Here is a 26204-nt window from a genome sequence, read left to right on the forward strand (position 1 = left end):
CAATGCGCGCCCTGTATGAAACCACTGATATTTCCTGCCTGAGGTTTGGCATGTCCACGCGAATTTTAGCGATCGATACGGCGACGGAAGCATGTTCTGTCGCTATCTGGAATCAAGGCGAAGTCCACGCCCTGTTTGAACTGTGCCCGCGCGAGCACACTCAACGCATTTTGCCGCTGGTGCAGCAGGTGTTGGCCGAATCCGGATTATCCCTTTCACAACTCGATGCCTTGGCCTTTGGCCGTGGCCCAGGGAGCTTTACCGGCGTGCGTATCGGCATTGGTATTGCCCAAGGGCTGGCGCTCGGCGCCGAACTGCCGATGATCGGGATCTCCACGCTGCAAACCATGGCGCAAGGTGCCTGGCGCATGACCGGCGCACAACGGGTATTGGCGGCAATCGATGCCCGGATGGGCGAGGTCTATTGGGGCCAGTTTGAACGCCAGCTTGATGGCCAGTGGCTGGAAAGCGCAGGTGAAGCGGTGCTGTCTCCACAGCAGGCTCTGGAGCGTGCGCAGCATTTGCAAGGCGACTGGGCCCATGTGGGTACGGGTTGGCAAACCTATCCAGATTTGGTTGCTGGTTCCTCACTGAACGTTACCGACGGGCAAATGCTGTTGCCGCAGGCTGAAGATATGCTGCCTCTGGCACTACAGGCCTGGCAACAAGGTCTGGCTGTCAGCGTGGAAAATGCTGAGCCGACCTATTTGCGTAACGAAGTCACCTGGAAGAAGCTACCGGGACGCGAATAGTTTCCTATAGTTAATCTAAAGTTGCCGCCGATAGAAAACAGCTCCGCCTGCAACTTGCACTGATGAACGTTGTCGAAGTTACAGCTAATTCAGGAGATTGCGATGATGTTAACCTGTACTGTGAGTAAAAAGCTGTTAACGCTGGCAATCGCAAGCAGCGTGTTGGCGCTCTCTGGCTGTGTGACCATTCCGGATGCCATCCAAGGCACCAGCCCCACGCCGGTCGCTCAACTGTCGATGGTGCAAAACGCGCCGAAACAGTTTACCGGTGCGGAGGCGCGCTTTGGCGGTACCGTGGTCGCGGTTGCTAATGAACGTGGGCGTACCATTCTGGAGATTGCGGCGGTGCCGCTGGATTCTGGCGCTCGCCCGATATTGGGGGAACCTTCGCAAGGCCGTTTGCTGGCTTCGGTTAACGGTTTCCTCGACCCGGTCGACTTCAGAGGGCAACTGGTCACCGTGGTTGGGCCGATCACTGGCCTACGGGATGGTAAGATTGGCATGACGCCTTACCGCTTTGTCACCATGGATGCGACCGGCTTCAAGCGTTGGCGCATCGCTCAGCAGATTGTGATGCCGCCACAGCCGATGGGGCCGTGGGGCTGGCATAATGGCCCATGGGGCCCAGGTTGGGGCGGGGGTTATGGCTGGTATAATCCAGGTCCGGCGCAGGTGCAAACTTTCGTTACGGAGTAAGGACGCAGATCTGAGGCTTCGGCAAGTAGGATAGTTTTTATACTTTAGGGCGGCTTAATGGCCGCCTTAACTTTTTTTGTTGTGCGGTTGCGTCGGCAATTAGTGACGCACATCGCAACCTGAATATTGTTTAAAACCCAAACTGGTACGCTGAGTTAAAATATTGTTAAAGTTTGGCTGCAATTTTGGGGGCTACGATGATAATTAGTAATGATTTCAGGAGTAATAGCTTGGAAAAGGTCTGGTTAAAACGTTACCCGGCGGATGTTCCGGCAGAAATCGATGCCGATCAATACTCATCCCTGATCGAAATGTTTGAGAATGCGGTTGCCCGTTACGCGGATCAACCCGCCTTTATCAACATGGGTGAGGTGATGACCTTCCGCAAGCTGGAAGAGCGCAGCCGAGCGTTTGCCGCCTACCTGCAAAACGAGTTGGGGCTGAAAAAAGGCGACCGTGTGGCGCTGATGATGCCTAACCTGTTGCAATACCCGATCGCCCTGTTCGGTATTTTGCGGGCGGGGATGGTGGTGGTTAACGTCAACCCGCTGTATACCCCTCGTGAGTTGGAACATCAACTGAACGACAGCGGTGCCAGCGCGATTGTCATCGTTTCCAATTTTGCCCACACCTTGGAAAAGGTGGTGTTCAAAACCCAGGTTAAACACGTTATCCTGACCCGCATGGGCGACCAGCTCTCCGCAGCCAAAGGCACGTTGGTCAACTTTGTGGTGAAGTACATCAAGCGGCTGGTGCCCAAGTACGACCTGCCGGACGCTATCTCGTTTCGCAGCGCGTTGCAGCGTGGACGCCGCCTGCAATACGTGAAGCCAGATATTATCAATACCGATCTGGCGTTCCTGCAATATACCGGTGGCACCACCGGTGTGGCAAAAGGGGCGATGCTGACCCACCGCAACATGCAGGCCAACCTGGTACAAGCCAAGGCGGCCTATGCTCCGTTGCTGCGTGATGGGCAAGAGCTGGTGGTCACTGCCTTGCCGCTGTATCACATCTTTGCGTTGACGGTGAACTGCCTACTATTTATCGAGTTGGGCGGCCGTAGCCTGCTGATCACCAACCCACGTGATATTCCGGGCTTGGTGAAGGAGCTGGCAAAATACCCGTTCAGTGCCATGACCGGGGTAAATACCCTGTTTAATGCGCTATTGAACAATGAAGATTTCCAGAAGCTCGACTTCTCCACGCTGCGGCTTTCGGTTGGCGGTGGGATGTCGGTACAGAGATCGGTGGCGGAAAAGTGGGAAAAGCTGACCGGCCATCATTTGCTGGAAGGCTACGGGCTGACGGAGTGCTCTCCGCTGGTCTCTGGCAACCCGCATGATTTGAAACACTACAGCGGCAGCATCGGCCTGCCGGTGCCCTCTACCGATATCCGGCTGGTGGATGATGACGGCAAAGATGTGCCGGTCGGTCAACCCGGTGAACTTTGGGTTAAAGGGCCGCAAGTTATGTTAGGCTATTGGCAACGCCCTGAGGCAACGGACGAAGTGTTGCGCGATGGCTGGCTGGCGACCGGGGATGTCGTTACCGTGGATGAGGAGGGCTTTATCCGCATCGTTGACCGTAAGAAAGATATGATCCTGGTTTCTGGTTTTAACGTCTATCCAAACGAGATCGAAGAGGTTGTCAGCCAGCATCCGAAAGTGCTGGAATGTGCGGCCATCGGGGTACCCAGCGATGCTTCGGGTGAAGCGGTGAAGATTTGTGTGGTGAAGAAAGATCAGACACTCACCAAAGAAGAGTTGCTAACCCATTGCCGTCGGCACCTGACAGGGTATAAAGTGCCAAAAATTGTTGAGTTCCGTGACGAGTTGCCGAAGTCGAACGTCGGCAAGATCTTACGACGGGAACTGCGTGACGAACAGAAAAAGCCCAAGGCTGACGATGCCGCCTAGGCCAATCGTTGCTCCCCTTTTCAACAGCGCCGGTGAATAGCCGGCGTTGTTGTGTTTGAATCCTAAAAATGACCAAGAGAATGATGTTTTGAATTATCAGTTGATCACTACCGACGCCGGATTGCAGCAGGTCTGCGAGCAGGCAAGAAGCTACGCCCAGGTGGCGCTGGATACCGAGTTCGTCCGCACGCGCACCTATTATCCGCAGTTAGGCCTGATCCAGTTATATGATGGTGAACAACTTTCCCTGATCGATCCGCTCCCCATCAAGCAGTGGCAACCTTTTATCGACCTGCTGGCCGATACCGCCGTCGTGAAATTCCTGCACGCTGGTAGCGAAGATCTGGAGGTGTTTCTGAACGCCTTCAAGACACTGCCGACACCGATGGTCGACACCCAAATCCTGGCGGCCTTCAGCGGCCATACGCTGTCCTGTGGCTTTGCCAAGCTGGTGACGGAGTATATGCAGGTCGATCTCGATAAGAGTGAATCGCGTACCGACTGGCTGGCGCGGCCATTGACCGAGCGCCAATGCGTTTATGCCGCGGCTGATGTGTTCTATCTGTTGCCGATGGCCAAGCAACTGGTGCAGGAGACTGAGGAAGCGGGTTGGACCGCTGCAGCCGATAACGAGTGCCGCTTGCTCTGCCAACGGCGCAGTGAGGCGCTGGCGCCGGAATTGGCCTATCGCGAAATCACTAATGCCTGGCAACTACGTCCGCGCCAGTTGGGTTGCCTGCAAATACTGGCCGAATGGCGTTTACGTCAGGCGCGCGAACGCGATCTGGCGGTGAACTTTGTGGTGCGTGAAGAGAACCTGTGGGCCGTGGCGCGCTATATGCCGGGATCGCTTGGTGAACTGGAGGCGCTAGGGCTTAGTGGTCCGGAGATCCGCTATCATGGCAAAACCCTTGTGGCGCTGGTGGCGCAAGCGAATGCCTTGGACGAATCAGCCTTGCCAGCGCCATTGAGCAACCTGGTCGATCATCCTGGTTACAAGAAAGTGTTCAAGGATATTAAGGCCACCATTACGCTGGTGAGTGAGCAGAGTGGCCTTAGTGCCGAACTGCTGGCTTCGCGGCGGCAGATTAACCAGTTGCTGAATTGGCACTGGAAATTGAAAGAAAGCGAGTCGTTGCCCGAGTTAATCAGTGGCTGGCGTGGTGAGCTATTGGCCGCGCCGTTGCAGGCGATCCTACAGGATTATTAATCGTTAAAGATCGGGCGGGGCAGTTTAAATCAAACTGTTCCGTTTTATCGCTAAAAATAAGGCGAAGAAAATCTTAACCGCCAGCATTCACCATAAAGAAAGTGGTGTCAAAAAGAACTGAGAGTAGTCTCAATAGCGCGGAGTTTTTATTTTTGCGCGCGCGTTTATAACTGGACGAATATACAGCTTCCCCCTGTATATAAATATACAGGGGGCACTCATTGCATCGCAATCATTTAGGTGTTTCTTCCGATTCCGGTAGCGTCACGTTAAGTTCAAGTACCGAAATATCGTCCCCTTTCTGCTCGAATTGCACGTGCAGCATTTCGGGGTCGATCTGAATGTATTTACAAATTACCGCTAGAATATCGCGCTTTAAATCAGGCAGATAGTGGGGTTCGCTGTCCCCACGACGACGTTCTGCGACGATAATCTGCAGCCGTTCCTTGGCTACACTGGCTGTTGATTTTTTGCGGGACAGAAAGAAGTCTAACAGAGCCATGGTTTATCCCCCAAAAAGGCGTTTCAGGAAGCCCTTTTTCTCTTCTTCGATGAAGCGGAACGGGCGTTCTTCCCCTAACAGGCGGTGAACGGTATCGTCATAGGCCTTACCGGCATCGGACTCATTATCAAGAATAACAGGTTCACCCTGGTTAGAGGCACGTAATACCGACTGATCTTCCGGGATCACGCCAAGTAGCGGGATACGCAGGATTTCCAGTACGTCTTCCATGCTCAACATGTCGCCACGGCTGACGCGGCCCGGGTTGTAACGGGTTAGCAGCAGATGTTCCTTGATCGGGGATTCCCCTCTCTCGGCACGGCGCGATTTGGAAGCCAGAATGCCCAGGATACGGTCGGAGTCACGTACTGAAGACACTTCTGGGTTGGTGGTGATGATGGCTTCATCGGCAAAATACAGCGCCATCAAGGCACCGGATTCGATCCCTGCGGGGGAGTCACAAACCACAAATTCGAAGGCCATCTCGTCAAGATCGCCGAGGATTTTTTCCACGCCTTCACGGGTCAGCGCGTCTTTGTCACGGGTTTGCGAAGCGGGCAGAATGTAGAGGTTGTCGGTGCGCTTGTCTTTGATTAACGCCTGGTTCAGCGTGGCGTCACCTTGGATAACGTTCACGAAATCGTAAACTACCCGGCGCTCACACCCCATGATGAGGTCAAGATTACGCAGACCGATATCAAAGTCGATCACCACGGTTTTCTTGCCTTTCTGGGCCAAGCCGGTCGCAATGGCCGCACTTGATGTGGTCTTGCCAACGCCCCCTTTACCCGATGTAACAACAATAATGCGTGCCATGAAATGGATTCCTTGTCAAAAGGGCTTAATTTAAAGGTTGTATGGTTAAAGCATTATCCAACAGGCTGAGCCTTGCTGCCTGCCCGAGATACTCGGACGGGATCTGATCGCTCAACCAGTACTGCCCTGCGATAGAGACTAGCTCAGCACCCAGGTGCGTGCAAAAAATCTGACACTGGGTATCGCCAGAGGCGCCAGCCAGTGCGCGGCCACGCATGCTACCGTAAATATGAATATTGCCGTCGGCAATCAGTTCGGCACCGGCACTGACGCTGCTGGTGACGATCAAATCGCTGTTACGGGCGTAAATCTGTTGACCTGAACGGACAGGGGTACTGATGATGCGCGTTTTGGCTGGGGCATTATCAGGTGCTGGCGCGATCACCGGAGCCTGCGGGGTCGCCTTCTGGCCTTTGCCTTCATTGAGCAGCGGCAAACCGGCGCGGGCGATCAACCGCTTCTGCCGCTCATCTTTGCAACCGCTGATGCCGACCACGCGCAGCCCAGCCGCAGTGACAGCCCGTTGAATTTCTTTCCAGTCTGCGTCGCCGTTCAGCGTAGCAACATTAATAACAACAGGGGCATTTTTGAGAAAAGCTGGCGCTTGTTCCACCTTTTCTTGCAGTGCCTGGCGTATTACCTCGGGGTCGCAATTATGTAAATGAACCACCGATAGGGTAAAACTGCTGCCTTTTAGCTCAATTGGCGATTGTGACATCTATCCTGACTCAGTCTCAGCAACTTAAATCCCCGGAATACCACTCGGGGTGCGATATTCCGAAGTACTATAAGCATGTTATAGTCAGAGTTATATCCAGGCAAGACGCTGCCTCAATTAAATAGAGTTTTAATAATGTTTTGTGTCATCTATAGAAGTGCCAAGCGCGATCAGACTTATCTTTATGTCGAAAAAAAAGACGATTTTTCTCGGGTGCCGGAAGATCTGATGAAAAGTTTTGGTACTCCGCAGTATGCCATGATGCTGTCGCTAGACGGACGTAAGAAATTGGCCTCAGCGGATATCGAAAAGGTGAAAGAAGCCCTAAAACAGGAAGGGTTTTATCTGCAGTTCCCACCGCCGGTGGAAAACCTATTAAACCTTCATTTGTCTGACGCCAAAAAATAACCGGGTGTCGATTTTCAACCCTGTGTTAACGCCAGCGGTGTAGCGTCGTTTGCAACTGGCGGCAGGTTGTCACAGGTAGGGAAAATCATGAAGAAAATGTCGATGATGCTAACGCTGCTGCTTTTGGCTGGCAGCGTTAAACCGGTGGGGGCGGCTCCAGCGCCAACGGTACAGCCTGCCGGGAGTACGCTGGCGGAAACCGGGCGCGATCCGGTGGAATTTCCGGCTTATGTGGAACAACTGAAGCGGCGGGCCATCAAGCAAGGTATCCCAGCGGCTACCGTTGAGAACGCTTTTGCTAACGCTCATTTTGTCGATCGGGTGATTAATGCCGATCGCAACCAGTTGGAAAAGAAAATCACGCTGGATGACTATCTTGGCCGCGTGTTGCCTGCGTGGAAGATCCAGCGGGGCCGCGAGATGCGCCAGCAATATCAACCAAGGCTGGCGCGAGTGACGGCGCGTTATGGCGTTCCGGAACAATACATTGTCGCGCTATGGGGTATGGAAAGCGCCTTTGGCAAGATACAGGGTAAGGAAGATGTTGTTTCTGCGTTGGCGACGCTGGCGTTCGAAGGCCGGCGCGAAGCGTTCTTTACCAAACAGTTGATGGCGGCCTTACAGATTATTGAGCAGGGTCATGTTGATGCGGGCAACCTGAAAGGGTCTTGGGCGGGGGCGATGGGGCAGAGCCAGTTTATGCCAACCTCGTTTTTGACCTATGCCGCAGATGGGGATGGCGACGGTAAAATCGATATCTGGAATAATCTCGACGATGTGTTTGCCTCTACGGCCAACTATTTGGCTACCGAGGGCTGGCAATCTGGGGTTGGCTGGGGCCGTGAGGTCAAACTGCCCGCGCAATTCAATGTTGACCAACTGGGGCTGAAAGACGCCCAGGGGCATCGCGAGGAACGATGGGCGGCCAAAGGAGTGGTGTTAGCGGATGGTTCACCCTTACCGGCCTCTGGCTTGCGTAGTTGGGTGATCGCTCCAGATGATATGCAAGGACGCACATTCTTGGTTTATGATAACTTCCGTACTCTCATGCACTGGAATCGTTCGTATTATTTCGCGATCAGCGTGGGAATGATGGCCGACGGTATCGGTCAATAGGTCGGTAACTACCCGGTGCCTGGAATGGCACCCCGTACGTATCATGGGCTGAGGTTATCTGGCCCCTACACTGTGGTTGGGAGAGGCGGTATGTATCAACATAGAGACTGGCAAGGAGCGTTGCTTGATTTCCCGGTAAGCAAAGTGGTTTGCGTAGGCAGTAACTACAGCGATCACATCAAGGAGATGGGGAGTGTCACCCCGCCTGAGCCGGTGTTGTTTATCAAACCTGAAACAGCATTGTGTGATATTCGTCAACCGGTAGCGATCCCCAAGGGGCTGGGGTCGATTCATCATGAAGTCGAGTTGGCGGTGCTGATTGGTACCCCGTTAAAGCAGGCCAATGAAGATCGCGTGGCCCGTGCCATTGCGGGTTATGGTGTGGCACTGGATTTGACCTTGCGCGATCTGCAGGCCGGGTTCAAGAAGGCGGGGCAACCTTGGGAAAAAGCCAAGGCATTTGATGGCTCTTGCCCGATCTCCGGCTTTATTCCGGTGGCTGAATTTGGCGATCCGCAAAATGCCGAGCTGTCTTTGTCGATCAATGACGAACTGCGCCAGCAAGGCAATACCCGCGATATGATCAACCCCATTTTGCCGCTGATTGCCTATATGAGCCGTTTCTTTACGCTGCGTGCGGGCGACATCATTCTGACCGGTACTCCTCAAGGGGTCGGGCCAATGGTTTCCGGCGATATGCTGAAAATCTCGCTTAACGGTAAGACCCTCAGTACCCGAGTGATTTAATCCCGCTCTGTCTTTCTGCCTGCCGGGCCTTCCGGGTGTTGCAGGCAGAAACCTCTTTGGTAACTTACACTGTTATTATCCACGTTGGATGTCGTTGCGGCAGGCACGGGCAGCCGGGGAAACGTTTCCTTTTGCGCTGAGTGTCTATATAGTGTGCCCCCTTGAACCTGCTTGCAGGTGGTTTGTTCATTTACCTATTTTCGGAAGTCGATATGTCACAACTCCCTTTTTGGCAACAGAAGACGCTGGACGAAATGTCTGAGGCAGAGTGGGAATCGCTGTGCGACGGATGTGGGCAATGCTGTCTGAACAAGCTGATCGATGAAGATACCGATGAGATTTACTTCACCAACGTGGCCTGCGATCAGCTCAATATCAAATCTTGCCAGTGCCGCAACTACGAGCGCCGCTTTGAGTTGGAAGAAGACTGCATCAAGCTGACGCGCGAAAACCTCACCACGTTCGACTGGCTGCCGCCAACTTGCGCCTATCGCCTGATCGGTGAGGGTAAACCACTATTCGACTGGCACCCGTTGGTCAGCGGCTCAAAAGCGGCGATGCATGGTGAGCGCATTACCGTACGCCATATCGCGGTGCGCGAAAGCGAAGTCGTAGATTGGCAGGATCACATTTTAAACAAACCTAGTTGGGCTAGATGAGTGGCTGGTTTTCCACTGTAAATAATAAAAGCAGTGCCTAAGTAGCTGTACGTCAAAGTACTACAGGCGGAAGTCATGCAGAACGCCGACACGCCGTAAACCCGTCCATGGGGGCTCGCACATCCATGCGCTCAACGGTCGGCTAACCTGCAATGACTCCCACCTGCCTCAAGCTTAAGGTGTCGCGGTATTAAAGGCAGCCGCCGATAGCAGGCTTAGCGCACCACCAAGACCGAGGTTTTGGCATACCTGACGACCTTGATGTTTCTTTCCGACATAGTGATCCCTTGCTCAAAATACTCTGTCTATCTTATTGGCTGCGACTGTTCATTGGTTGAGAGCAAGAGCCGAAATAGCGTGCTAGCCGGGCGGTCAGGTTAAACAAAAGTTAAACGAGGGGGTAAATAAATCAGGGCGGATAAGGGGAGTGGCTTATATACGTCATCATTTTATTAATGTTCCTCCCTGAAGTATTAATACTGTGAATGAATAACGACCGAACTGTGATTAAGTATAGCCAACATATCTATGCTTGGGAGAGGGAGGATGCCAAAGATGAGGCGATATATCGGCTAGGGGACGCAACAAAACTTAATGTTATGTAAATTACGCCGTAATCGCCTGGTGGTCGCTTCTTTTTAAACAAAATCTTAGGTAGCTTGTCGGCACCTCCGCCTGTGATGAGAATGTGATGATGAAGATGGTGCGCCTGTTTGCCGTGGCCGGAGTACTGATCGTGCTCGTGTATTACTTTACCCATACTTGACGTCGTTCAACTGAACCCGATGCAATAAAAACGGCGCCCTCAGGCGCCGTTTTTGCAATGTATACCGTTAGCGGCCAAACAGATCGCGTTTACGTTGGCGAACAAATTGGCTGAGCAGAACCACAATTCCGATCAGCAAATAGGCAGCAAAAATCCCCACCAACCACTGTGGCATTTCCAACGACAGGAACTCCCATTGACGTACCGAGCAGTCACCTGAAGCGTGGAACACCGCAGGCATCCATTTGTCTAGCGGCAGCCAGGAAGGGAAGCTGACAAAGAAATCACAGGTATTAAACGGCGATGGATGCAGCTGGATCATCGTGTGTTTCCAGGCTAACTGCAGGCCTTCCCAGGCGCTGTAAATCCACAGCAGGATCGCCACATAGCGTAGCGGTGACGTCGGTGCCAATGCACCAAGCAGCGACGCTCCCAAGATCCCGAACAGCGCGACGCGTTCGTAGATACACATTACGCAAGGCTGTAGCAGCATCACGTGCTGAAAATAGAGGGCCGTCAACTCCAATAACAACACAGTCAGAGCCATCAACAGCCAAGCACCGCGCCCCTGCGAGCAGCGGTTAAAGAATTGCAACATATCTATATTCTTCCATGCAGTAAGCAATTGAACCGGCAGTGTAAACCAATTCATCCCCGCTGCCAGCTATCTAACGACGATTCAGTGAAAAATATCGTCGTTTGCAGGGACGGTTATGGCGGCTAATGTGCAGCGATTGGGGCCGTTGCGTCAAGTGGTAGCGGCATTAACCACTGCCATTGGGTAAACAGGTCCGTTACCGGTGCCAGAGTATGCTGCACACACAGCAGGCCAACCAAGGTCAGCACCACCGTGTAAGGCAATGCCATCCAGACCATACGGCCATAAGACAGGCGTACCAACGGTGCCAGGGCAGAGGTCAGCAGGAACAGGAAAGCAGCCTGCCCGTTGGGTGTAGCCACCGAAGGCAGATTGGTACCGGTGTTAATCGCTACCGCCAACAGTTCGAACTGTTGCAGTGAAATTGCTCCGTCCGCCAGTGCCGCCCGCGCTTCGTTAATGTAAACCGTACCGACAAAAACGTTATCTGAAACGGAAGAGAGCAGACCGTTGAACAGATAAAACAGGGAAAGTTGTGAGCTTGGCGGTGCCTGTAACACATAGTGGATCACCGGAGAAAACAGCTGCTGTTCAATGATCACCGCCACGACGGTGAAGAATACCGTCAACAATGCAGTAAAGGGTAGTGCCTCCTGGAAAGCTTTGCCGATCGCGTGCTCATCGGTAATGCCGCATAGCGAGGTCGCCAAAATGATCACTGAGAGGCCAATCAGGCCAACTTCCGCCAGGTGGAAGGCCAGCGCGATCACCAGCCAGAGGCCGATTAACGCCTGTATCACCAGTTTCATCTTTTCCTGGCGGCTACGCTTGGCGGTGGCCTGGCGATCGAACTCTTTTAGTACGCTACGCACCTGTTCCGGCAATTTGGTGCCGTAGCCAAATACCGCAAAACGTTCAACCAGCAGGCAAACCAACAAACCGCAAACGAACACCGGCAGCGTGACGGGAGTCATGCGCAGGAAAAATTCGCCAAAGCCCCACCCGGCGCTTTTGGCGATGATCAGATTCTGCGGCTCTCCCACCATGGTCATTACTCCGCCAAGAGCCGTACCGACACCTGCATGCATCAGCAGGCTGCGCAGAAAGCCGCGGAACTGTTCCAGCGTCTGCTTATGGTCGCTATTATCCAGGTGGCTGTCATCATTGATATCGCTCGCTTGATTAGAGGCGACGTTATGATAGATCGAGTAAAAACCGGTGCCGACGCTGATCACCACCGCCACCACGGTCAGGGCATCCAGGAATGCCGAGAGCAGTGCCGCAGCAACGCAGAAGGACAGCGACAACAGCATCTTTGAGCGGATGTTCAGCAGCAGTTTGGTAAACACAAACAGCAGCAACTGCTTCATAAAGTAGATGCCTGCCACCATAAACACCAGCAGCAATAACACCTCAAGGTTACTGGCAATTTCAGCACTGACGTGTGCGGGGCTGGTCATGCCGATCAATACTGCTTCAATGGCGAGTAGCCCGCCGGGCTGCAACGGGTAGCATTTCAGCGCCATCGCCAGCGTAAAGATAAACTCGATAACCAGTAACCAGCCGGCCACGAAAGGGCTGACCAGGAAAAACACCAAGGGATTGATCACCAGAAAGCTGATGATGGCCAGTTTGTACCAGTCGGGGGATGCCCCGAGAAAGTTCTTTACCAATGCCGAGCGTATTGTCATATCCATGCTTGTTTTGCGAAACCTTAAAGTGAGTTGGCTCGTCATACCCTAACAACGGCAGTGGGCCTGATGCAAATGACGAAGCTCTAATAGTTTGAAATTTCGGCGAAGTGGTTTTTTTTACCTTTTTGCCAGCTTATGCACACTTTCGTTTATTGTTTTTTGCTCACGCTATGTGATGCTCCGGCGATCTGGTATGATCTGCCGATTACAATTACTGATTATCGTCGTTACGGAACATCAAACACATGGTTATAAAGGCGCAGAGTCCTGCCGGTTTCGCGGAAGAGTATATTATTGAAAGTATTTGGAATAACCGCTTCCCTCCCGGCTCTATTTTGCCCGCGGAACGTGAGCTTTCAGAACTGATTGGCGTCACGCGCACCACATTACGTGAGGTTCTACAGCGATTGGCCCGTGATGGCTGGCTGACTATTCAGCACGGCAAGCCGACCAAGGTGAATGATTTTTGGGAAACCTCTGGTCTTAATATCCTGGAAACCCTGGCTCGACTCGATCATAACAGCGTACCGCAGCTGATCGATAATCTGCTGTCGGTGCGTACCAATATTGCCTCGATCTTTATCCGTGCGGCGGTGCGTAACCACCCGGAGCAGGCGCAGGAAGTGCTGGCGAAAGCGGCACTGGTTGACGATCAGGCGGATGCCTTCAACCAACTCGACTATGAAATTTTCCGTGGCTTGGCTTTTGCCTCGGGCAACCCGATTTATGGCCTGATCCTCAATGGCTTGAAAGGGCTGTATACCCGCGTTGGCCGTTATTACTTCTCCAACCCGGAAGCGCGCAAACTCGCACTGACCTTCTATAACAAGCTGTCTAGCCTGTGCCATGAGAAGATGTACGATCAGGTGATGGATTGCGTGCGTAACTACGGTAAAGAAAGCGGGGCCATTTGGCAGAGCATGCAGGGCACTATGCCAAGCGATCTGACCGAAGCGCGTCGTTAATTCGCGTCATTGCTATAAATCAGCTAGTTGAAGGGGCGCTGCGTGCGCCCCTTTGTCATATTTCCGCTTTATATCGCGTTGGGTCTCGGTGGGCAGCGATCCAGCAATTCTACGCTGCCATCCTCGTTTTGCTGCTCCAGAATAATGTCGAATCCCCACAGGCGATGCAGGTGTTTCATCACCTCGCGGCGGCTTTTATCCAGAGGCGCCCGGTCTTGCGGAATGTAACGTAGCGTTAATGAGCGATCGCCACGCAGATCCACATTCCAGATCTGAATATTGGGCTCGTGGTTGCTCAGGTTGTACTGAGCCGACAACTCCTGTCGTATTGCCCGGTAGCCCGCTTCGTTGTGGATCGCTGAAATCTCCAGGTAATTGTTGTGGTCGTCATCCAGCACGGTAAACAATCGGAAGTCACGCATCACTTTCGGTGACAGGAACTGGCTGATAAAGCTCTCATCCTTGAAGTCACGCATAGCAAAGTGCAGGGTATCCAACCAGTCTTTGCCAGCGATATCCGGGAACCAGTAGCGATCTTCTTCGGTCGGCGATTGACAGATCCGTTTGATGTCCTGGAACATGGCAAAGCCTAGCGCGTACGGGTTGATGCCATTGTAGTATTGGCTGTTGTACGGTGGCTGGTAGACCACATTGGTATGGCTGTGCAAGAACTCGAGCATAAAGCGATCCGTCACGCGCCCTTCGTCATACAGATGGTTAAGGATGCTGTAGTGCCAAAAGGTGGCCCAGCCTTCGTTCATCACCTGCGTCTGCTTCTGCGGGTAGAAATATTGGCTCACCTTACGCACTATGCGCAACACTTCACGCTGCCAGGATTCCAGCAACGGGGCGTTTTTCTCCATAAAGTAGAGAATATTTTCCTGTGGCTCCCGTGGAAAACGCGCAGCCTGCTCCGGTAGGGCTTCGCGATCGACTCGCGGCAGGGTTTTCCACAGTGAGTTGACCTGGCTTTGCAGATACTCCTCACGGCTCTTTTGGCGGGCTTTTTCTTCCACCAGCGAGATTTTTTGTGGCCGTTTGTAGCGATCGACCCCGTAATTCATCAGCGCATGACAGGAGTCCAGTAACTTTTCTACTTCTTCCACGCCATAGCGTTCCTCACACTCACTGATGTAATGGCGGGCAAACAGCAAATAATCGACGATCGAACTGGCGTCGGTCCAACTGCGGAATAAATAGTTATTTTTGAAAAACGAGTTGTGCCCATAACAGGCATGGGCCATCACCAGCGCTTGCATGGTGATGGTGTTTTCTTCCATCAGATAGGCAATACACGGATTGGAGTTGATCACGATCTCATAGGCCAACCCCTGTTGGCCATGCTTGTAGCGCTGCTCGGTTTCGATGAACTTCTTGCCGAATGACCAGTGGGTATAGTTGATCGGCATCCCGACGCTGGAATAGGCATCCATCATCTGCTCGGAGGTAATGACCTCGATCTGATGCGGGTAGGTGTCGAGCCGGTAATGCTTGGCAACCCGATCGATCTGCTCCAGATAAACCTGCAACAGGTCGAATGTCCAATCCGGTCCATCGCTCAGACGTTTATCTTCCTTAACCTTTTTCTGTGTCGAAGTAGTCATCAGCGCACCCTCGTTATGAACGGCGTCGGCTCTTTTGGCAGACCCTTTAACAATGATAGTCCAAGTCGTAATAAATCGTTTGAAATCATCCGTGCTGCATATTGATAACCGCTTGCGGTAACCTCGCTCAAACTGGTTTTTCGGCCTGTGGTTGCATTCATTCAGGCATTTAACCGGTTCTGTAGAGGAAACTGATGCGTAATAGATGTCCCCGGAACTATTAGCCTAAAATTTTTAATTAAACAGATTTATATTCCAGGATTGGGAGGTCTTTATTCCATATGACACAGGTTGTTTTCGCTGATGAAGAGCCTGTTTTTTCGTCAAAATGCACTTTAACAGCATCTTATCGTTATTTTTTAACCACTATTGCCAAAGACTGGCGCATCAACGATAAAATAATTGTGAATATTGTCACGATTAACGAACGAGTTGTTGAGTAGTTTTTTCCACTGAGTTAATTTCCTGTTATTGGTGGATTGTGCTTTATCGATCTTTGGGTTGGAGTCAGCGATGAGAGTGGTTATTTTAGGTAGCGGAGTGGTAGGGGTTGCCAGTGCCTGGTACTTGGCAAAAGCGGGCCATGAGGTGACGGTGATCGATCGTCAACCCGGGCCAGCCTTGGAAACCAGTGCGGCCAATGCCGGGCAAATATCTCCGGGTTACGCTGCACCTTGGGCAGCACCTGGGGTACCGTTGAAGGCGATTAAATGGATGTTCCAGCGTCACGCGCCGTTGGCAGTTCGCCTAGACGGCAGTAGTTTCCAACTGCGCTGGATGTGGCAGATGCTGAAAAACTGCGATACCGCCCATTATATGACCAATAAAGGCCGTATGGTGCGTCTGGCGGAATACAGTCGCGACTGTATCAAAGCCCTGCGTCAGGAAACTGGCATCCAGTACGAAGGCCGTCAAGGTGGCACGCTGCAACTGTTCCGCACCCAGCAGCAGTTTGACAGCGCGGCCAAGGACATTGCCGTGCTGGAGGATGCTGGGGTGCCTTACAAACTGCTGGAAGCTAGCCAGTTGGCGACCGTCGAACCGGCGTTGTCGCAGGTTGCCCACAAGCTTACAGGTGGTTTACAGCTCCCGAATGATGAAACCGGGGATTGCCAACTGTTCACCCAGCAGTTGGCCAAGTTGGCGCAGCAGGCCGGAGTCAACTTCCTGTTTAACCGCAACGTAGAACGCTTGCTGGTAGAAGGAGACAAAATTACCGGCGTACAGTGTGATGGTGAAATCATTACCGCCGACAGCTATGTTGTGGCGTTCGGCGCCTATTCTACCGCGTTACTGCGCGATCTGGTGTCCATTCCGGTTTATCCGTTGAAAGGTTACTCATTAACCATTCCAATCGCCGATGAAGCGGCAGCGCCGTTTTCTACCGTGCTGGACGAAACCTATAAAATTGCCATCACTCGCTTCGATAAGCGTATCCGCGTGGGCGGTATGGCGGAGATTGTCGGTTTCAATACCCAGTTGGAGCAGAAGCGGCGTGAAACGCTGGAAATGGTGGTGCGCGATCTGTACCCGAACGGCGGGCGGGTTGAGGAGGCCACATTCTGGACGGGCCTGCGCCCGATGACGCCGGATGGTACGCCGATCGTGGGGCGCACTCCGCTGAAAAATCTCTATTTAAATACCGGCCATGGCACCTTGGGTTGGACGATGGCCTGCGGCTCCGGGCAGTTGCTGGCCGATCTGATCTCCGGGATCACCCCGGCTATTGCTTCTGACGATCTGGCGGTGGCACGTTACCGCGCCGATTTTCGGCAGGGGTCTGCTGTTCCCTTGAACGATGTGCACCCGGCACGCTGAAACCCAATGTGGTAGGAGATCCCATGCCTCGCCCGATTACCGCTACGCTGCATTTGGCCGCGTTGACCAATAACTTGCAGGTAGTTCGTCGTTTTGCTCCTTCGGCTAAGATCTGGGCCGTTGTTAAGGCCAACGCTTATGGCCATGGTTTGCAGCACGTCTGGCGCAGCCTGGGCGAGAATAGCGATGGTTTTGCCTTGCTCGATCTGGCCGAGGCAGTGTTACTACGCGAATCTGGCTGGCAGGGGCCGATTCTGCTGCTGGAGGGTTTTTTCCAGCCCGCAGACCTGATACTGATCGATCGTTACCGGTTAACCACGGCGGTGAACAGCGACTGGCAACTACAGGCGATTGCCGAAGCGCGTTTACAGGCCCCGCTTGATGTTTATCTCAAGTTGAACAGTGGTATGAATCGCCTAGGGTTTGCCCCGGAGCAGTTGCACAGCGCTTGGTTAACCGCAAAGGAGCTGCGTAATATTGGTTCGATAACGCTAATGAGCCACTTCGCCACCGCCGACGGTGCTGAAGGCGTAACGGAGCAGATGGCCGTGATTGAACGCGCTACTGCTGCGATTGATCTGCCTCGTTGTCTGGCCAACTCGGCGGCCACCTTGTGGCACCCGCAGACGCAGGGGGAATGGGTGAGGCCGGGGGTTATCCTTTATGGCGCATCACCCAGCGGCAACTGGCAGGACATTGCCGCTACTGGTTTGCAACCGGCGATGACGCTGAGCAGCAAGATCATTGGCATCCAACAGCTGCAAGCGGGAGACCGGGTAGGGTATGGTTGGCGTTATGCCGCTGGTGGGGCGCAGCGTATCGGCGTAGTAGCCTGTGGTTATGCGGATGGCTATCCTCGCCATGCGCCCACTGGCACCCCAGTCTGGGTGGACGGTGTTCTGACGCATACGGTAGGTTCGGTTTCCATGGATATGATGACGGTGGATTTGACGCCGTGCCCGCAGGCAACCATTGGTACTGACGTCGAACTGTGGGGGAGGAAACTGCCCGTCGATAATGTGGCTGCCGCAGCCGGAACTTTGGGCTACGAGCTGCTGACAGCCTTGGCGGCACGGGTGCCTATTGTTATTGAGAAATAGCGTCAGGCGATCTTCTTCAACTGCCCTTTGATTTGCTTGCTGCGCTGCCGTGCGTGTAGCGCCAGCAGGCAACCTGCCAGCATCACTAACGCCAGCGACAGTTTCGGCTGCAGCGGCAACGCCATCGCGATCAGGCCCAGCGCGGCACCTCCGGCCATCTGAATAAAGCCCACCAGTGCTGAAGCCACACCAGCTTCGTTAGAGTAAGGCTCCAACGCGTAGCTGGTTGACGGCCCCATGACAAAAGCCAATCCGGCGCAGGCACAGGCCACGGGCAGGATATACGCCAACCAATGGCTTTGTGCAGCTTCCCCCAGCAGTGCCACGCCCAACACTAAAGCGAGACAGCCTAACCCCATCAGTATGCTGCCGGTCGCCAGGCAGAAAGGGCGGCCAATCTTGTGAATGATGCGGTTGGCGACAAAACTGACCAGCATGATCCAGAAACCGTTGGCACCAAAAACCAAAGAGAACTGCAGCGGTGATAGCCCGGCGGTGCCCATCAGCACATTAGGTGCCAATGAGACATAGGTCAGCGCCATCCCCATCGCCCCGGCATTAACTATGGCGAAGGAAATAAAGCGGCGATCGCCAAGAATGCGCAGATACTGCCGTACCGGTAGCCCTTTGACGGCTAGGGTAGTCGCGGGGCGGGTTTCTGGCAGGAAGAAGATAACCAGCAATAACACCACCGTGGCATAACCGACCAGGAACCAGAATGGGGCACGCCAACCGAAGGCTTCTGCCAGCAAGCCACCAAGCAGCGGGGCCAGTGCAGGAATGATATTCAGCGTGCCATTGAGGAAACCGAAAGCGCGTGCGGCATCATCGCCATTCATGCGATCACGTACGCCACTGAATGCTACGACAGCGGTACAGCAAACGGCCACGCCTTGCATCAGGCGCGAAGCGACAAAGATTTCCGCCGTTGTTGCCAGCGCGGCCATGGCTGCGCCCACCATATAAATCAGGATCCCGGCGATAGCCACCGGCTTACGACCGTAATTATCCACCAGCGGACCGGCGATCACCTGGCCAAGACCCAACACCAGAATAAACAGCGAAATGGTGGATTGGATCAAGGCTTCGCTGCTGTTAAGGCCTAGGGCAATGGCAGGAATGGTGGGCAGGTAGAGATCGATTCCCAGAGGGCCGAGCAACACCAGGCTAAGCAGGAGAAAGAGAAATTTTTGCATAACAAAAATGGCACATCCGAATGACAAAGAGGACTAGAGTAGAGATCCCAACCGCAAATGGGAAGCGATAACGTATTGATGGCAGAAAGGAAACCGTTTGCGCCGGCTTTTCCCTGGTGTGATCATTTTGCCGAGGGCTGGCGGTAATAAAGTGCCGAAATGGTATCAGCAACGTAGCGTGCCTGGTGTTTGGCATCATCCAGCGCCCGGTGTGGTGTGCCTTCAAAGGGACGCTGTTTCTTGGGATTGAAACCATGCAACTCAGCCAGCGTAATGATAGTGCGGGCGTCTTGGGTATCCCAGAACTTCCAGGGGCAAGGCATTGCCAACTGGTGGTAGGCATGTTCTAGGATCGAGCAGTCAAACTCTTTGCCATTGCCCCAGACTTTTACCGTGTCGGTGCTGTGCATGTGAATAAAACGACTTAGATTGGTCAATACCCGCTTGAGACTTTCGCTGCCTCCGAAGGCCAGTTTACGAGCTTCGTCTGACTGTTTTGCCCACCAGGCCACGGTATCCAGACTGATTGTCCGGCCCGGTTGTTCCTGCTGGCTGTTCACTGCCGCTTCAAATTCTGCCCCTAACTCACCGGTTTTGGGGTTAAAAAACACGCCGGCAACCACCAGGATCACCGCGCTTGGGGTAATATCCAACGTTTCAATATCTAGCATCAAATGGTTCATGGGGTCTCCAGGCTGAACAAGCTCGTGATGGTACTGCATACAGTCTGGCAGAATATCCAGTTACTTTGAAATAGGCGAAAATGGTCTGTTCACGGTATGATGACTTTAGTCATGTTGCAGAGTTGGTAGCTAGCGTTGAGAACACTTATTTTTATTCTATGTATGATCGGCTATCTGCTGGTATTAGGTTATTTTGGCGTTTACGTTACCGATAAAATCTGCGAAAACGCCCAAAACTTAAGTAAAATCTGCCGCATGGTGGATATCTCTGAACCTCACATCCCGCAGTCACCCTTCACCCCTGATAGTCGCGGGTGAGTAATGGCGTCAATATTGCCGCTATCCCGATTAACACGGTCCATTGGCGCCAACCAAATCGCGTCAACCATCCCTGTTGCCCATTGGTACGGCGGCGGAGAACTCAGCGTGCAGAATATTGGCGTAATATAGGCGCATGATCATAAAGTAGATCAGCAATACCCAACTGAACCCTCTTCGTTTCTTCAGGATCTGGCTGAGCAGAAAAGCGATAAACAGGCTATGAGCGTAGAAAACTAACGGCGCTTCAAAGGGATGACTGTACACCGCCAGATAGAGATTAAATATCAGTAACGCATACACCGTATAAATATACCAGCCATAGACCACTTTCAGTCTTCTGGAGGGGGCTGAGATGGGATTTGATGTTTGAGTCATGCGCTCTCCTAGAGTTAACAAGACTTATAGCATTTAACGGCCAAATGAAAACCAAACAGCTCAGCAGCATAACATGCTGAGAAAAAGGTTTTTCTCCATGATGACGTACCGTTCACAAGCCAATAAACCCGCCTGAAACACCATTCACCAGAGTGCATTTTGCTACTTGAATTCATTGATGATAAAGATAATAATTATCATTGTCATTAGTATTTGTTATCTAACAACATCAGAGCACCGTGACCTCTGTACGCCAAACTGGCCAGCGTTGCCGGCGCGGTAAGTTTTCGGTGCAATTTCAATAGATCCCATGGGGAATACAGGTATGCCTGCGTTTTTTCCTGCCAGTCGTTCTTATCTTTACTGCTCGTTAGCGATTTTCCTGCCACTGACCTCTTTTGCTGAAGATACCCTCGTGGTAACGGCCAAACCCGCCGATACGGCGGAAACGGCGACGCATGGCTATGAGGCCAGCACCAGCCAGGGGGCCACTAAAACGGATCGGCCCCTGGTGCTCACCGCGCAATCCGTCTCCGTAGTAACACGCCAACAGATGAGCGACCAAGGGGCTTTGACAGTTAACGATGCGCTGAAATATACCCCAGGCGTATTCACTAACTTCTCTGGTGGTGCGACGCGTTACGATACTATCGCTCTGCGCGGTTTCCACGGTGGCGACGTCAATAACACCTTCCTGAACGGCCTGCGCCTGCTTAGCGACGGTGGCAGTTATAACGCTTTGCAGATCGACCCCTGGTTTCTTGAACGTATTGATGTGATTAAAGGCCCGTCTTCCGTGATGTACGGGCAAAGCATTCCTGGCGGATTGGTGGCGATGACTACCAAGCGGCCACAGTTTGCCAGTGAAAACCACGTGAATGTGATGGCCGGTAACAACAATACCAAAGGCGGCGCGTTTGATTTGACGGGGGCATTGAACGAGCAGTGGGCATACCGTTTGACCGGTATTACCCGCACCAGCGACACCATGTATGACCATCAGCGTGAAGAGCGCTATGCAATTGCGCCTTCGCTGCTGTGGCAACCGGACGAGAATACCTCTTTGCTGTTGCAGGCCAATCTGCAAAAAGACCCTTCCGGTGGCTACCACAGCGCGGTACCGGCAGACGGCAGCATTTACACCAGTAGTGGGGACAAGCTGGGCCGCGGATTCTTTGACGGAGAAAGCAGCCGCAATGTGTTCAAACGTTGGCAGCAAATCTACAGTTATGATTTCTCGCATAGTTTTAACGACGTCTGGTCGTTCCGCCAAAATGCCAGCTACACCCATTCCAACGTAGAATTGGAGCAGGCGTATCAGATTGGTTGGAATGCCGATCGTAGCGAGTTGAATCGCTGGTACAGCGGCTCCAATACGTCATTGGATGCTTATGCTGTAGATAACCAACTGGCGGCGGAGTTCGCTACTGGCGCGTTGGAACATAAGGTGATGCTGGGTCTGGACTACCAGCGCTTTACCAATAACCTGTGGGAAGAATCCGGTTCGGCCACGCCGTTGAACCCGTTCACCGGCGTTTCCGGTGGGCCAGATGTTACCATCCTCAGCCATACCGATTCTAAACGGCGTTATGAGCAGACTGGCGTCTATCTGCAGGATGAAGTCAGCCTCTACAACTGGTATCTCAATCTTTCCGGGCGTGTTGACCGCTTGGAAACCAAGAATACCGTACTGAATACCGACTCTACCGATGCTCGTACTGATGACCACTTCACGAGCCGAGCTTCGTTGCTGTATCACTTTGACAGCGGTTTTTCGCCGTACATGAGTTACAGCTCGGCAGTTACGCCAGCGGTCTTGGCCGATAAAGAGGGCCATCTGCTCAAGCCGACCACCAGTGAGCAATATGAGGCCGGGCTGAAATATCAGCCTCCTGGCAGCAGTTCGATCTACAGCATTGCCCTCTACGATTTGACGCAGAACGACGTAGCCAACCGCGTGGTGAAGGACAGCTATTATGTGCCTGCCGGTAAGGTTCATTCACAAGGGATTGAGTTAGAGGCCCGAAGCCAGGTCAGTGAGCGTCTGAACGTCATTGCCGGTTACAGTTATAACAAAGTGAAGTTCAAAGACGCCGTTGACGGTAACGATGGCAATACGCCATATCTGGCACCTAATCAGATGGCCTCTCTATGGGGACAGTACAGTGCAGGTCTGGGCGTCAACCTGGGAGCCGGCGTGCGTTATATTGGCAAACAGTGGGCGGATAATGAGAATACCCTGCGTATTCCTTCGGTAACGCTGTTGGATGCCTCGGTGCGCATGGATCTGGACAGCGTAAAACCGTCGTTAAAAGGGGCTTATGTACAGCTCAACGCCAATAACCTGACGGACCGGGAATATGTTGCTGGCTGTTACGGCACCGGCTATTGCTACTGGGGGGCAGGGCGTTCCGTTGTTGCTACCGTGGGGTATGATTTTTAACCGTTAACCTGTACTCATCCCGCTGAACGTTGGCGGGATGAGACGCTAAAACAGCGAAAATAACAGCACTACGGGCAGGCTGAGTGGCCAGGTCAGGCCGATGATCAACGCGCTAAGTAGGCGAATAGTGAGGGTGTCGCGGCTGACCAGAAAAGTGAAAATCATCGAAACCAACAGGCCAATAAAATAAACGTATTGCGTGACTACCCACAGCGATGACATGAAAACGATCCCGGTAATTTTTGCCGCTTATTCTAGGCGCCTCCCCGCAAGTAATCAATGTGTTAACGCGCCGTGAAAAGGTTGAAAGCGCGGTTTGTCGCAGTGGTGAAATAGCACCTTATCGAAATTAATTATAAATAGCCCTTGCTAATAACTCTGGGTTATGAGTAAATGGCGTCATCGGTTTGAAGTACAGACCTTATGAAAGCAGTTTTAGTAAAGTAGTTCTCAGTATTAGCGATATCCGACAGATACCTCTTCTTCCGCGAATTCCCTTCTAGTGCCCCCATAAGTTTCCACTGAATTACAGACCTCATTCGCCATTATGGCGGCCAAAAAAACAACGAAGGAAGTATCTATGTCTAATAAAATGACTGGTTTAGTAAAATGGTTTGACGCTGGTAAAGGTTTTGGTTTCATTTCTCCTGCAGATGGCAGCAAAGACGTGTTCGTGCACTTCTCTGCAATCCAGGGTAATGATTACAAAACGCTTGATGAAGGCCAGCAGGTTGAATTCAGCATCGAAAATGGCGCCAAAGGCCCATCAGCGGTTAACGTTACAGCAATGTAATGTGACTCGGTAGTGTGGTTGAAACTTGCAATAGCGATGATGGTGTAGACCGGAGCAGACAAGCGATAATTACACTACCACATCAATCCCGGCCTGGTGCCGGGGTTGAATATATCCTCTTTGCAACGAGGGTAGACAGAAAAGCCCATTTTCCCAAAATTTGCTTTTCTGTTGTGAAAGGGCCGTGCTTAGGCCGTGCAATGCTGGAGTGTTCGATGGACGCTTGCGCCGCACCATGACAGCCGGGAAAGCGACCGGCACTACTTTTAACCCTGGCGTTTACGCCGGGGTTTTTTACATCCATTTTCCCCGCTTGAAAAATATTTTCTGATTACTGCATCCAATATTCTCGTTCACTACGTATATGGCTATGTGAGGACATCTTCCCACATCACCCTTCGAGGATATGATCATGAAAAAGCTTCTCTGTACTGCCCTGTGTTCATCACTGTTGTTCAGTAGCGTCTCAATGGCTGCCATGATGTCCGATACGGTAATGGTAGGCGGTGCCGCCATGTACCCCAGCAAAAATATTGTCGAGAATGCCCTCAACTCCAAAGATCACACCACGCTGGTTGCTGCGGTGAAGGCCGCAGGTTTGGTTGATACTCTGCAAGGCGCTGGCCCGTTTACGGTGTTTGCTCCGACCAATGAAGCCTTTGCCAAACTGCCTGCCGGAACGGTCGATACTTTGCTCAAACCTGAGAATAAGGCGGCGTTGACCGGAGTGTTGACCTACCATGTGGTTGCCGGCCGCTATGATATGAAACAACTGGAGAAGAAAATCAAGGAAGGGCACGGCACAGCCGAGCTGCAAACGGTCAATGGTCAACCGTTGTGGATTATGAATAATGGCCCCCACAATATTCAGCTCAAAGATGGCCAAGGTCATATTGCCAACATCAGCACCTATGATGTTTATCAGAAAAATGGCGTGATCAACGTTATCGATAGCGTCCTGTTGCCAAAATAAATCCCGTCTATACTAGGTGCAGGCTGCCAAAAGGCCGCCCGCACCTTGATAGGACAGGACATGACCAAAGCACTTCCCGAACAGCATGTCGAATTGATGCAGGCCGTTGCGCTTGGCGACCGCAACGCGTTTGAACAACTCTATCGACAGACCTCGCCCCGATTGTTTGCCGTTGCTCTGCGTTTACTGCGTCGCCAATCCTGGGCTGAAGAGGTGCTGCATGAAAGCTTTATCAGCGTGTGGAATCGCGCTGCCAGCTATGATGCCAACCTCAGTGCACCGCTGACCTGGTTAACGCACATTGTACGCAACAAGGCAATTGATTGGTTGCGCGGTGCTGGTGGCCGGGCTGGGCAAACGGAAGAGGAGTGGCAGGATGACCTGGGGGAAAGCACGGAAGAACCTGTCAGTCAGTTGCTGTTGGGGGAAGAGGCTGGAAAGCTGGCCGAGTGCCTGAATCATCTGAATGTTGAACAACGTCAGAGCATTGTGTTGGCTTACTACCAAGGCATGTCTCATGGCGAGGTTTCGGTACATCTGCAACAACCGCTTGGCACGATCAAAAGCTGGATCCGCCGGGCGCTGGATCATCTGAAAAACTGTGTGGGCTTATGAAAAGCAAAGGTGAGTATGACTCGGCGTTAGCCGCCGAATATGCCTTGGGCACCTTGCGCGGCCCAGCGCGGTTGAACTTTGAACAGCGTGTCCAGCGGGAACCAACGCTGGCCGCCTTGGTAGCACGCTGGCAAACGCTGTTGGCTCCATTGGATCTGGCATTGGCCCCGGTATTGCCACCGGAACGCGTGTGGAAAAAGATCCAGCTCAGTTTGCCCATTGAGGCAGTGCCACGGCGTAAACGCTGGGACTACCTTGGCTGGGCGCTAGCTGCTGGTTTGGCCGCGTTGTTGCTGGTGCCGCGCTTTATCACCCAGCCGCAGGATTTTGCTCCGGCAGTGGTGCTCAATGCGGGTCAGCAGGGTAGTGGGCAATGGATTGTCAGTATGGACAGTGGCAAACGCCATCTGAGGCTGACCCCGCTTAATCCGCAAACGCTAGCCGTAGCCAATAGCCTGCAACTGTGGGCGATCCCGCCGGGTGACAAACCTCGTTCCTTAGGACTGGTTGCTGCTGAGAAACCGACCGAACTGGCATTGAACTCACTAACGTTAGCGCAGGGCATGACCATCGCCATCAGTCTGGAGCCAGCGGGTGGCTCCCCTACAGGGCTTCCTACCGGCCCGGTGCTTTACAGCGGCCAGTTAACAACGCTGTGATCTGATTGATATCCTTGCCGATGATTTTTCCGTTGGCAGGGTTGATAATCGTTTTTAC

The 26204-nt window shown here is 52.8% G+C and carries 26 protein-coding genes; 16 read left to right on the forward strand and 10 right to left on the reverse strand.

Annotated features, from left to right (window positions below; translation table 11 throughout):
• The first annotated feature begins 50 nt into the window (after positions 1–50).
• The 4 genes from tsaB (at position 51) to rnd (ending at position 4577) form a co-directional block, all read left to right on the forward strand.
• Positions 51–752, forward strand: coding sequence for a tRNA (adenosine(37)-N6)-threonylcarbamoyltransferase complex dimerization subunit type 1 TsaB (gene tsaB / locus KAJ71_RS19435; protein WP_248947184.1), 702 nt, complete (start codon positions 51–53; stop codon positions 750–752).
• Between the two features lie 105 nt (positions 753–857).
• Positions 858–1448, forward strand: a complete 591-nt coding sequence (locus KAJ71_RS19440; protein WP_248947253.1) for a Slp family lipoprotein — start codon at positions 858–860, stop codon at positions 1446–1448.
• A 230-nt stretch (positions 1449–1678) separates the two neighbouring features.
• Positions 1679–3367, forward strand: coding sequence for a long-chain-fatty-acid--CoA ligase FadD (gene fadD, locus KAJ71_RS19445; RefSeq protein WP_248947185.1), 1689 nt, complete (start codon positions 1679–1681; stop codon positions 3365–3367).
• Positions 3368–3455: 88 nt separating this feature from the next.
• Positions 3456–4577, forward strand: coding sequence for a ribonuclease D (gene rnd / locus KAJ71_RS19450; RefSeq protein WP_248947186.1), 1122 nt, complete (start codon positions 3456–3458; stop codon positions 4575–4577).
• 232 nt (positions 4578–4809) lie between these two features.
• Here rnd and minE read toward each other — a convergent pair whose 3' ends face one another.
• The 3 genes from minE to minC are packed head-to-tail and all read right to left on the reverse strand — an operon-like array spanning position 4810 to position 6613.
• Complete coding sequence (gene minE, locus KAJ71_RS19455) at positions 4810–5079, reverse strand: cell division topological specificity factor MinE (RefSeq protein WP_021181173.1); 270 nt, start codon at positions 5077–5079, stop codon at positions 4810–4812.
• A gap of 3 nt (positions 5080–5082) precedes the next feature.
• Complete coding sequence (gene minD / locus KAJ71_RS19460; RefSeq protein WP_248947187.1) at positions 5083–5895, reverse strand: septum site-determining protein MinD; 813 nt, start codon at positions 5893–5895, stop codon at positions 5083–5085.
• A 25-nt stretch (positions 5896–5920) separates the two neighbouring features.
• Positions 5921–6613 carry a septum site-determining protein MinC gene (gene minC, locus KAJ71_RS19465; protein WP_248947188.1) on the reverse strand — a complete coding sequence of 231 codons (693 nt, stop codon included), beginning with the start codon at positions 6611–6613 and terminating at the stop codon, positions 5921–5923.
• Positions 6614–6748: 135 nt separating this feature from the next.
• On the opposite strand from minC, the gene KAJ71_RS19470 reads away from it, so the two are divergent.
• The 4 genes from KAJ71_RS19470 (at position 6749) to ycgN (ending at position 9543) form a co-directional block, all read left to right on the forward strand.
• Positions 6749–7021, forward strand: coding sequence for a YcgL domain-containing protein (locus KAJ71_RS19470; RefSeq protein WP_021181176.1), 273 nt, complete (start codon positions 6749–6751; stop codon positions 7019–7021).
• A gap of 96 nt (positions 7022–7117) precedes the next feature.
• A complete protein-coding gene (locus tag KAJ71_RS19475) occupies positions 7118–8137 on the forward strand; it encodes a lytic murein transglycosylase (protein WP_248947254.1) in 1020 nt (339 codons plus the stop codon).
• Between the two features lie 90 nt (positions 8138–8227).
• Complete coding sequence (locus KAJ71_RS19480) at positions 8228–8884, forward strand: fumarylacetoacetate hydrolase family protein (protein WP_024486626.1); 657 nt, start codon at positions 8228–8230, stop codon at positions 8882–8884.
• A gap of 212 nt (positions 8885–9096) precedes the next feature.
• Positions 9097–9543 carry a cysteine cluster protein YcgN gene (ycgN, locus tag KAJ71_RS19485; protein ID WP_021181179.1) on the forward strand — a complete coding sequence of 149 codons (447 nt, stop codon included), beginning with the start codon at positions 9097–9099 and terminating at the stop codon, positions 9541–9543.
• Positions 9544–10376: 833 nt separating this feature from the next.
• Here the strand turns inward: ycgN and dsbB are convergent.
• Together dsbB and nhaB are read right to left on the reverse strand one after the other, a co-directional pair.
• Positions 10377–10907: a disulfide bond formation protein DsbB gene (gene dsbB / locus KAJ71_RS19490; RefSeq protein WP_248947189.1), complete on the reverse strand. Its 531-nt coding sequence runs from the start codon at positions 10905–10907 to the stop codon at positions 10377–10379.
• Positions 10908–11029: 122 nt separating this feature from the next.
• Positions 11030–12604, reverse strand: coding sequence for a sodium/proton antiporter NhaB (nhaB, locus tag KAJ71_RS19495; protein ID WP_248947190.1), 1575 nt, complete (start codon positions 12602–12604; stop codon positions 11030–11032).
• A 242-nt stretch (positions 12605–12846) separates the two neighbouring features.
• On the opposite strand from nhaB, the gene fadR reads away from it, so the two are divergent.
• Positions 12847–13566: a fatty acid metabolism transcriptional regulator FadR gene (gene fadR, locus KAJ71_RS19500; protein ID WP_248947191.1), complete on the forward strand. Its 720-nt coding sequence runs from the start codon at positions 12847–12849 to the stop codon at positions 13564–13566.
• 68 nt (positions 13567–13634) lie between these two features.
• On the opposite strand, the gene KAJ71_RS19505 is transcribed toward fadR, so the two are convergent.
• On the reverse strand, positions 13635–15170 hold the full coding sequence (locus KAJ71_RS19505) for a SpoVR family protein (RefSeq protein ID WP_248947192.1): 1536 nt from the start codon (positions 15168–15170) through the stop codon (positions 13635–13637).
• 513 nt (positions 15171–15683) lie between these two features.
• Here KAJ71_RS19505 and KAJ71_RS19510 point away from each other — a divergent pair.
• The gene (locus tag KAJ71_RS19510) at positions 15684–16988 is read left to right on the forward strand and encodes a D-amino acid dehydrogenase (protein WP_248947193.1); all 1305 of its coding nucleotides are present in this window, start codon (positions 15684–15686) and stop codon (positions 16986–16988) included.
• 23 nt (positions 16989–17011) lie between these two features.
• Positions 17012–18088 carry a catabolic alanine racemase DadX gene (gene dadX, locus KAJ71_RS19515; RefSeq protein ID WP_248947194.1) on the forward strand — a complete coding sequence of 359 codons (1077 nt, stop codon included), beginning with the start codon at positions 17012–17014 and terminating at the stop codon, positions 18086–18088.
• A 2-nt stretch (positions 18089–18090) separates the two neighbouring features.
• Here the strand turns inward: dadX and KAJ71_RS19520 are convergent, their stop codons facing one another.
• From KAJ71_RS19520 to KAJ71_RS19530, 3 genes are all read right to left on the reverse strand, one after another.
• Complete coding sequence (locus KAJ71_RS19520) at positions 18091–19284, reverse strand: multidrug effflux MFS transporter (protein WP_248947195.1); 1194 nt, start codon at positions 19282–19284, stop codon at positions 18091–18093.
• A 122-nt stretch (positions 19285–19406) separates the two neighbouring features.
• The gene (locus KAJ71_RS19525; protein ID WP_248947196.1) at positions 19407–19967 is read right to left on the reverse strand and encodes a 3'-5' exonuclease; all 561 of its coding nucleotides are present in this window, start codon (positions 19965–19967) and stop codon (positions 19407–19409) included.
• A gap of 381 nt (positions 19968–20348) precedes the next feature.
• Positions 20349–20663, reverse strand: a complete 315-nt coding sequence (locus tag KAJ71_RS19530; RefSeq protein WP_248947197.1) for a hypothetical protein — start codon at positions 20661–20663, stop codon at positions 20349–20351.
• A gap of 325 nt (positions 20664–20988) precedes the next feature.
• On the opposite strand from KAJ71_RS19530, the gene KAJ71_RS19535 reads away from it, so the two are divergent.
• Entirely contained in the window at positions 20989–23106 is a 2118-nt protein-coding gene (locus KAJ71_RS19535) for a TonB-dependent siderophore receptor (RefSeq protein ID WP_248947198.1), read from the forward strand.
• A gap of 45 nt (positions 23107–23151) precedes the next feature.
• Here the strand turns inward: KAJ71_RS19535 and KAJ71_RS19540 are convergent, their stop codons facing one another.
• Positions 23152–23328 (reverse strand): GhoT/OrtT family toxin, encoded by a 177-nt coding sequence (locus KAJ71_RS19540; RefSeq protein ID WP_248947199.1) that lies wholly within the window; start codon positions 23326–23328, stop codon positions 23152–23154.
• A 358-nt stretch (positions 23329–23686) separates the two neighbouring features.
• Here KAJ71_RS19540 and cspE point away from each other — a divergent pair, with 358 nt between their 5' ends.
• From cspE to KAJ71_RS19560, 4 genes are all read left to right on the forward strand, one after another.
• Complete coding sequence (gene cspE / locus KAJ71_RS19545; RefSeq protein WP_024485401.1) at positions 23687–23899, forward strand: transcription antiterminator/RNA stability regulator CspE; 213 nt, start codon at positions 23687–23689, stop codon at positions 23897–23899.
• A gap of 412 nt (positions 23900–24311) precedes the next feature.
• On the forward strand, positions 24312–24872 hold the full coding sequence (locus tag KAJ71_RS19550; protein ID WP_248947200.1) for a fasciclin domain-containing protein: 561 nt from the start codon (positions 24312–24314) through the stop codon (positions 24870–24872).
• Between the two features lie 60 nt (positions 24873–24932).
• Positions 24933–25487: a sigma-70 family RNA polymerase sigma factor gene (locus tag KAJ71_RS19555; RefSeq protein WP_248947201.1), complete on the forward strand. Its 555-nt coding sequence runs from the start codon at positions 24933–24935 to the stop codon at positions 25485–25487.
• Positions 25484–26146, forward strand: a complete 663-nt coding sequence (locus tag KAJ71_RS19560; RefSeq protein WP_248947202.1) for an anti-sigma factor — start codon at positions 25484–25486, stop codon at positions 26144–26146. Before KAJ71_RS19555 ends, KAJ71_RS19560 begins: the two co-directional genes overlap by 4 nt.
• The last annotated feature ends 58 nt before the right edge of the window (positions 26147–26204 follow it).

Origin of the sequence: Serratia silvae (genome assembly GCF_023282985.1) — a bacterium.
In the GTDB taxonomy this organism is placed as follows: Bacteria; Pseudomonadota; Gammaproteobacteria; order Enterobacterales; family Enterobacteriaceae; genus Chania; species Chania silvae.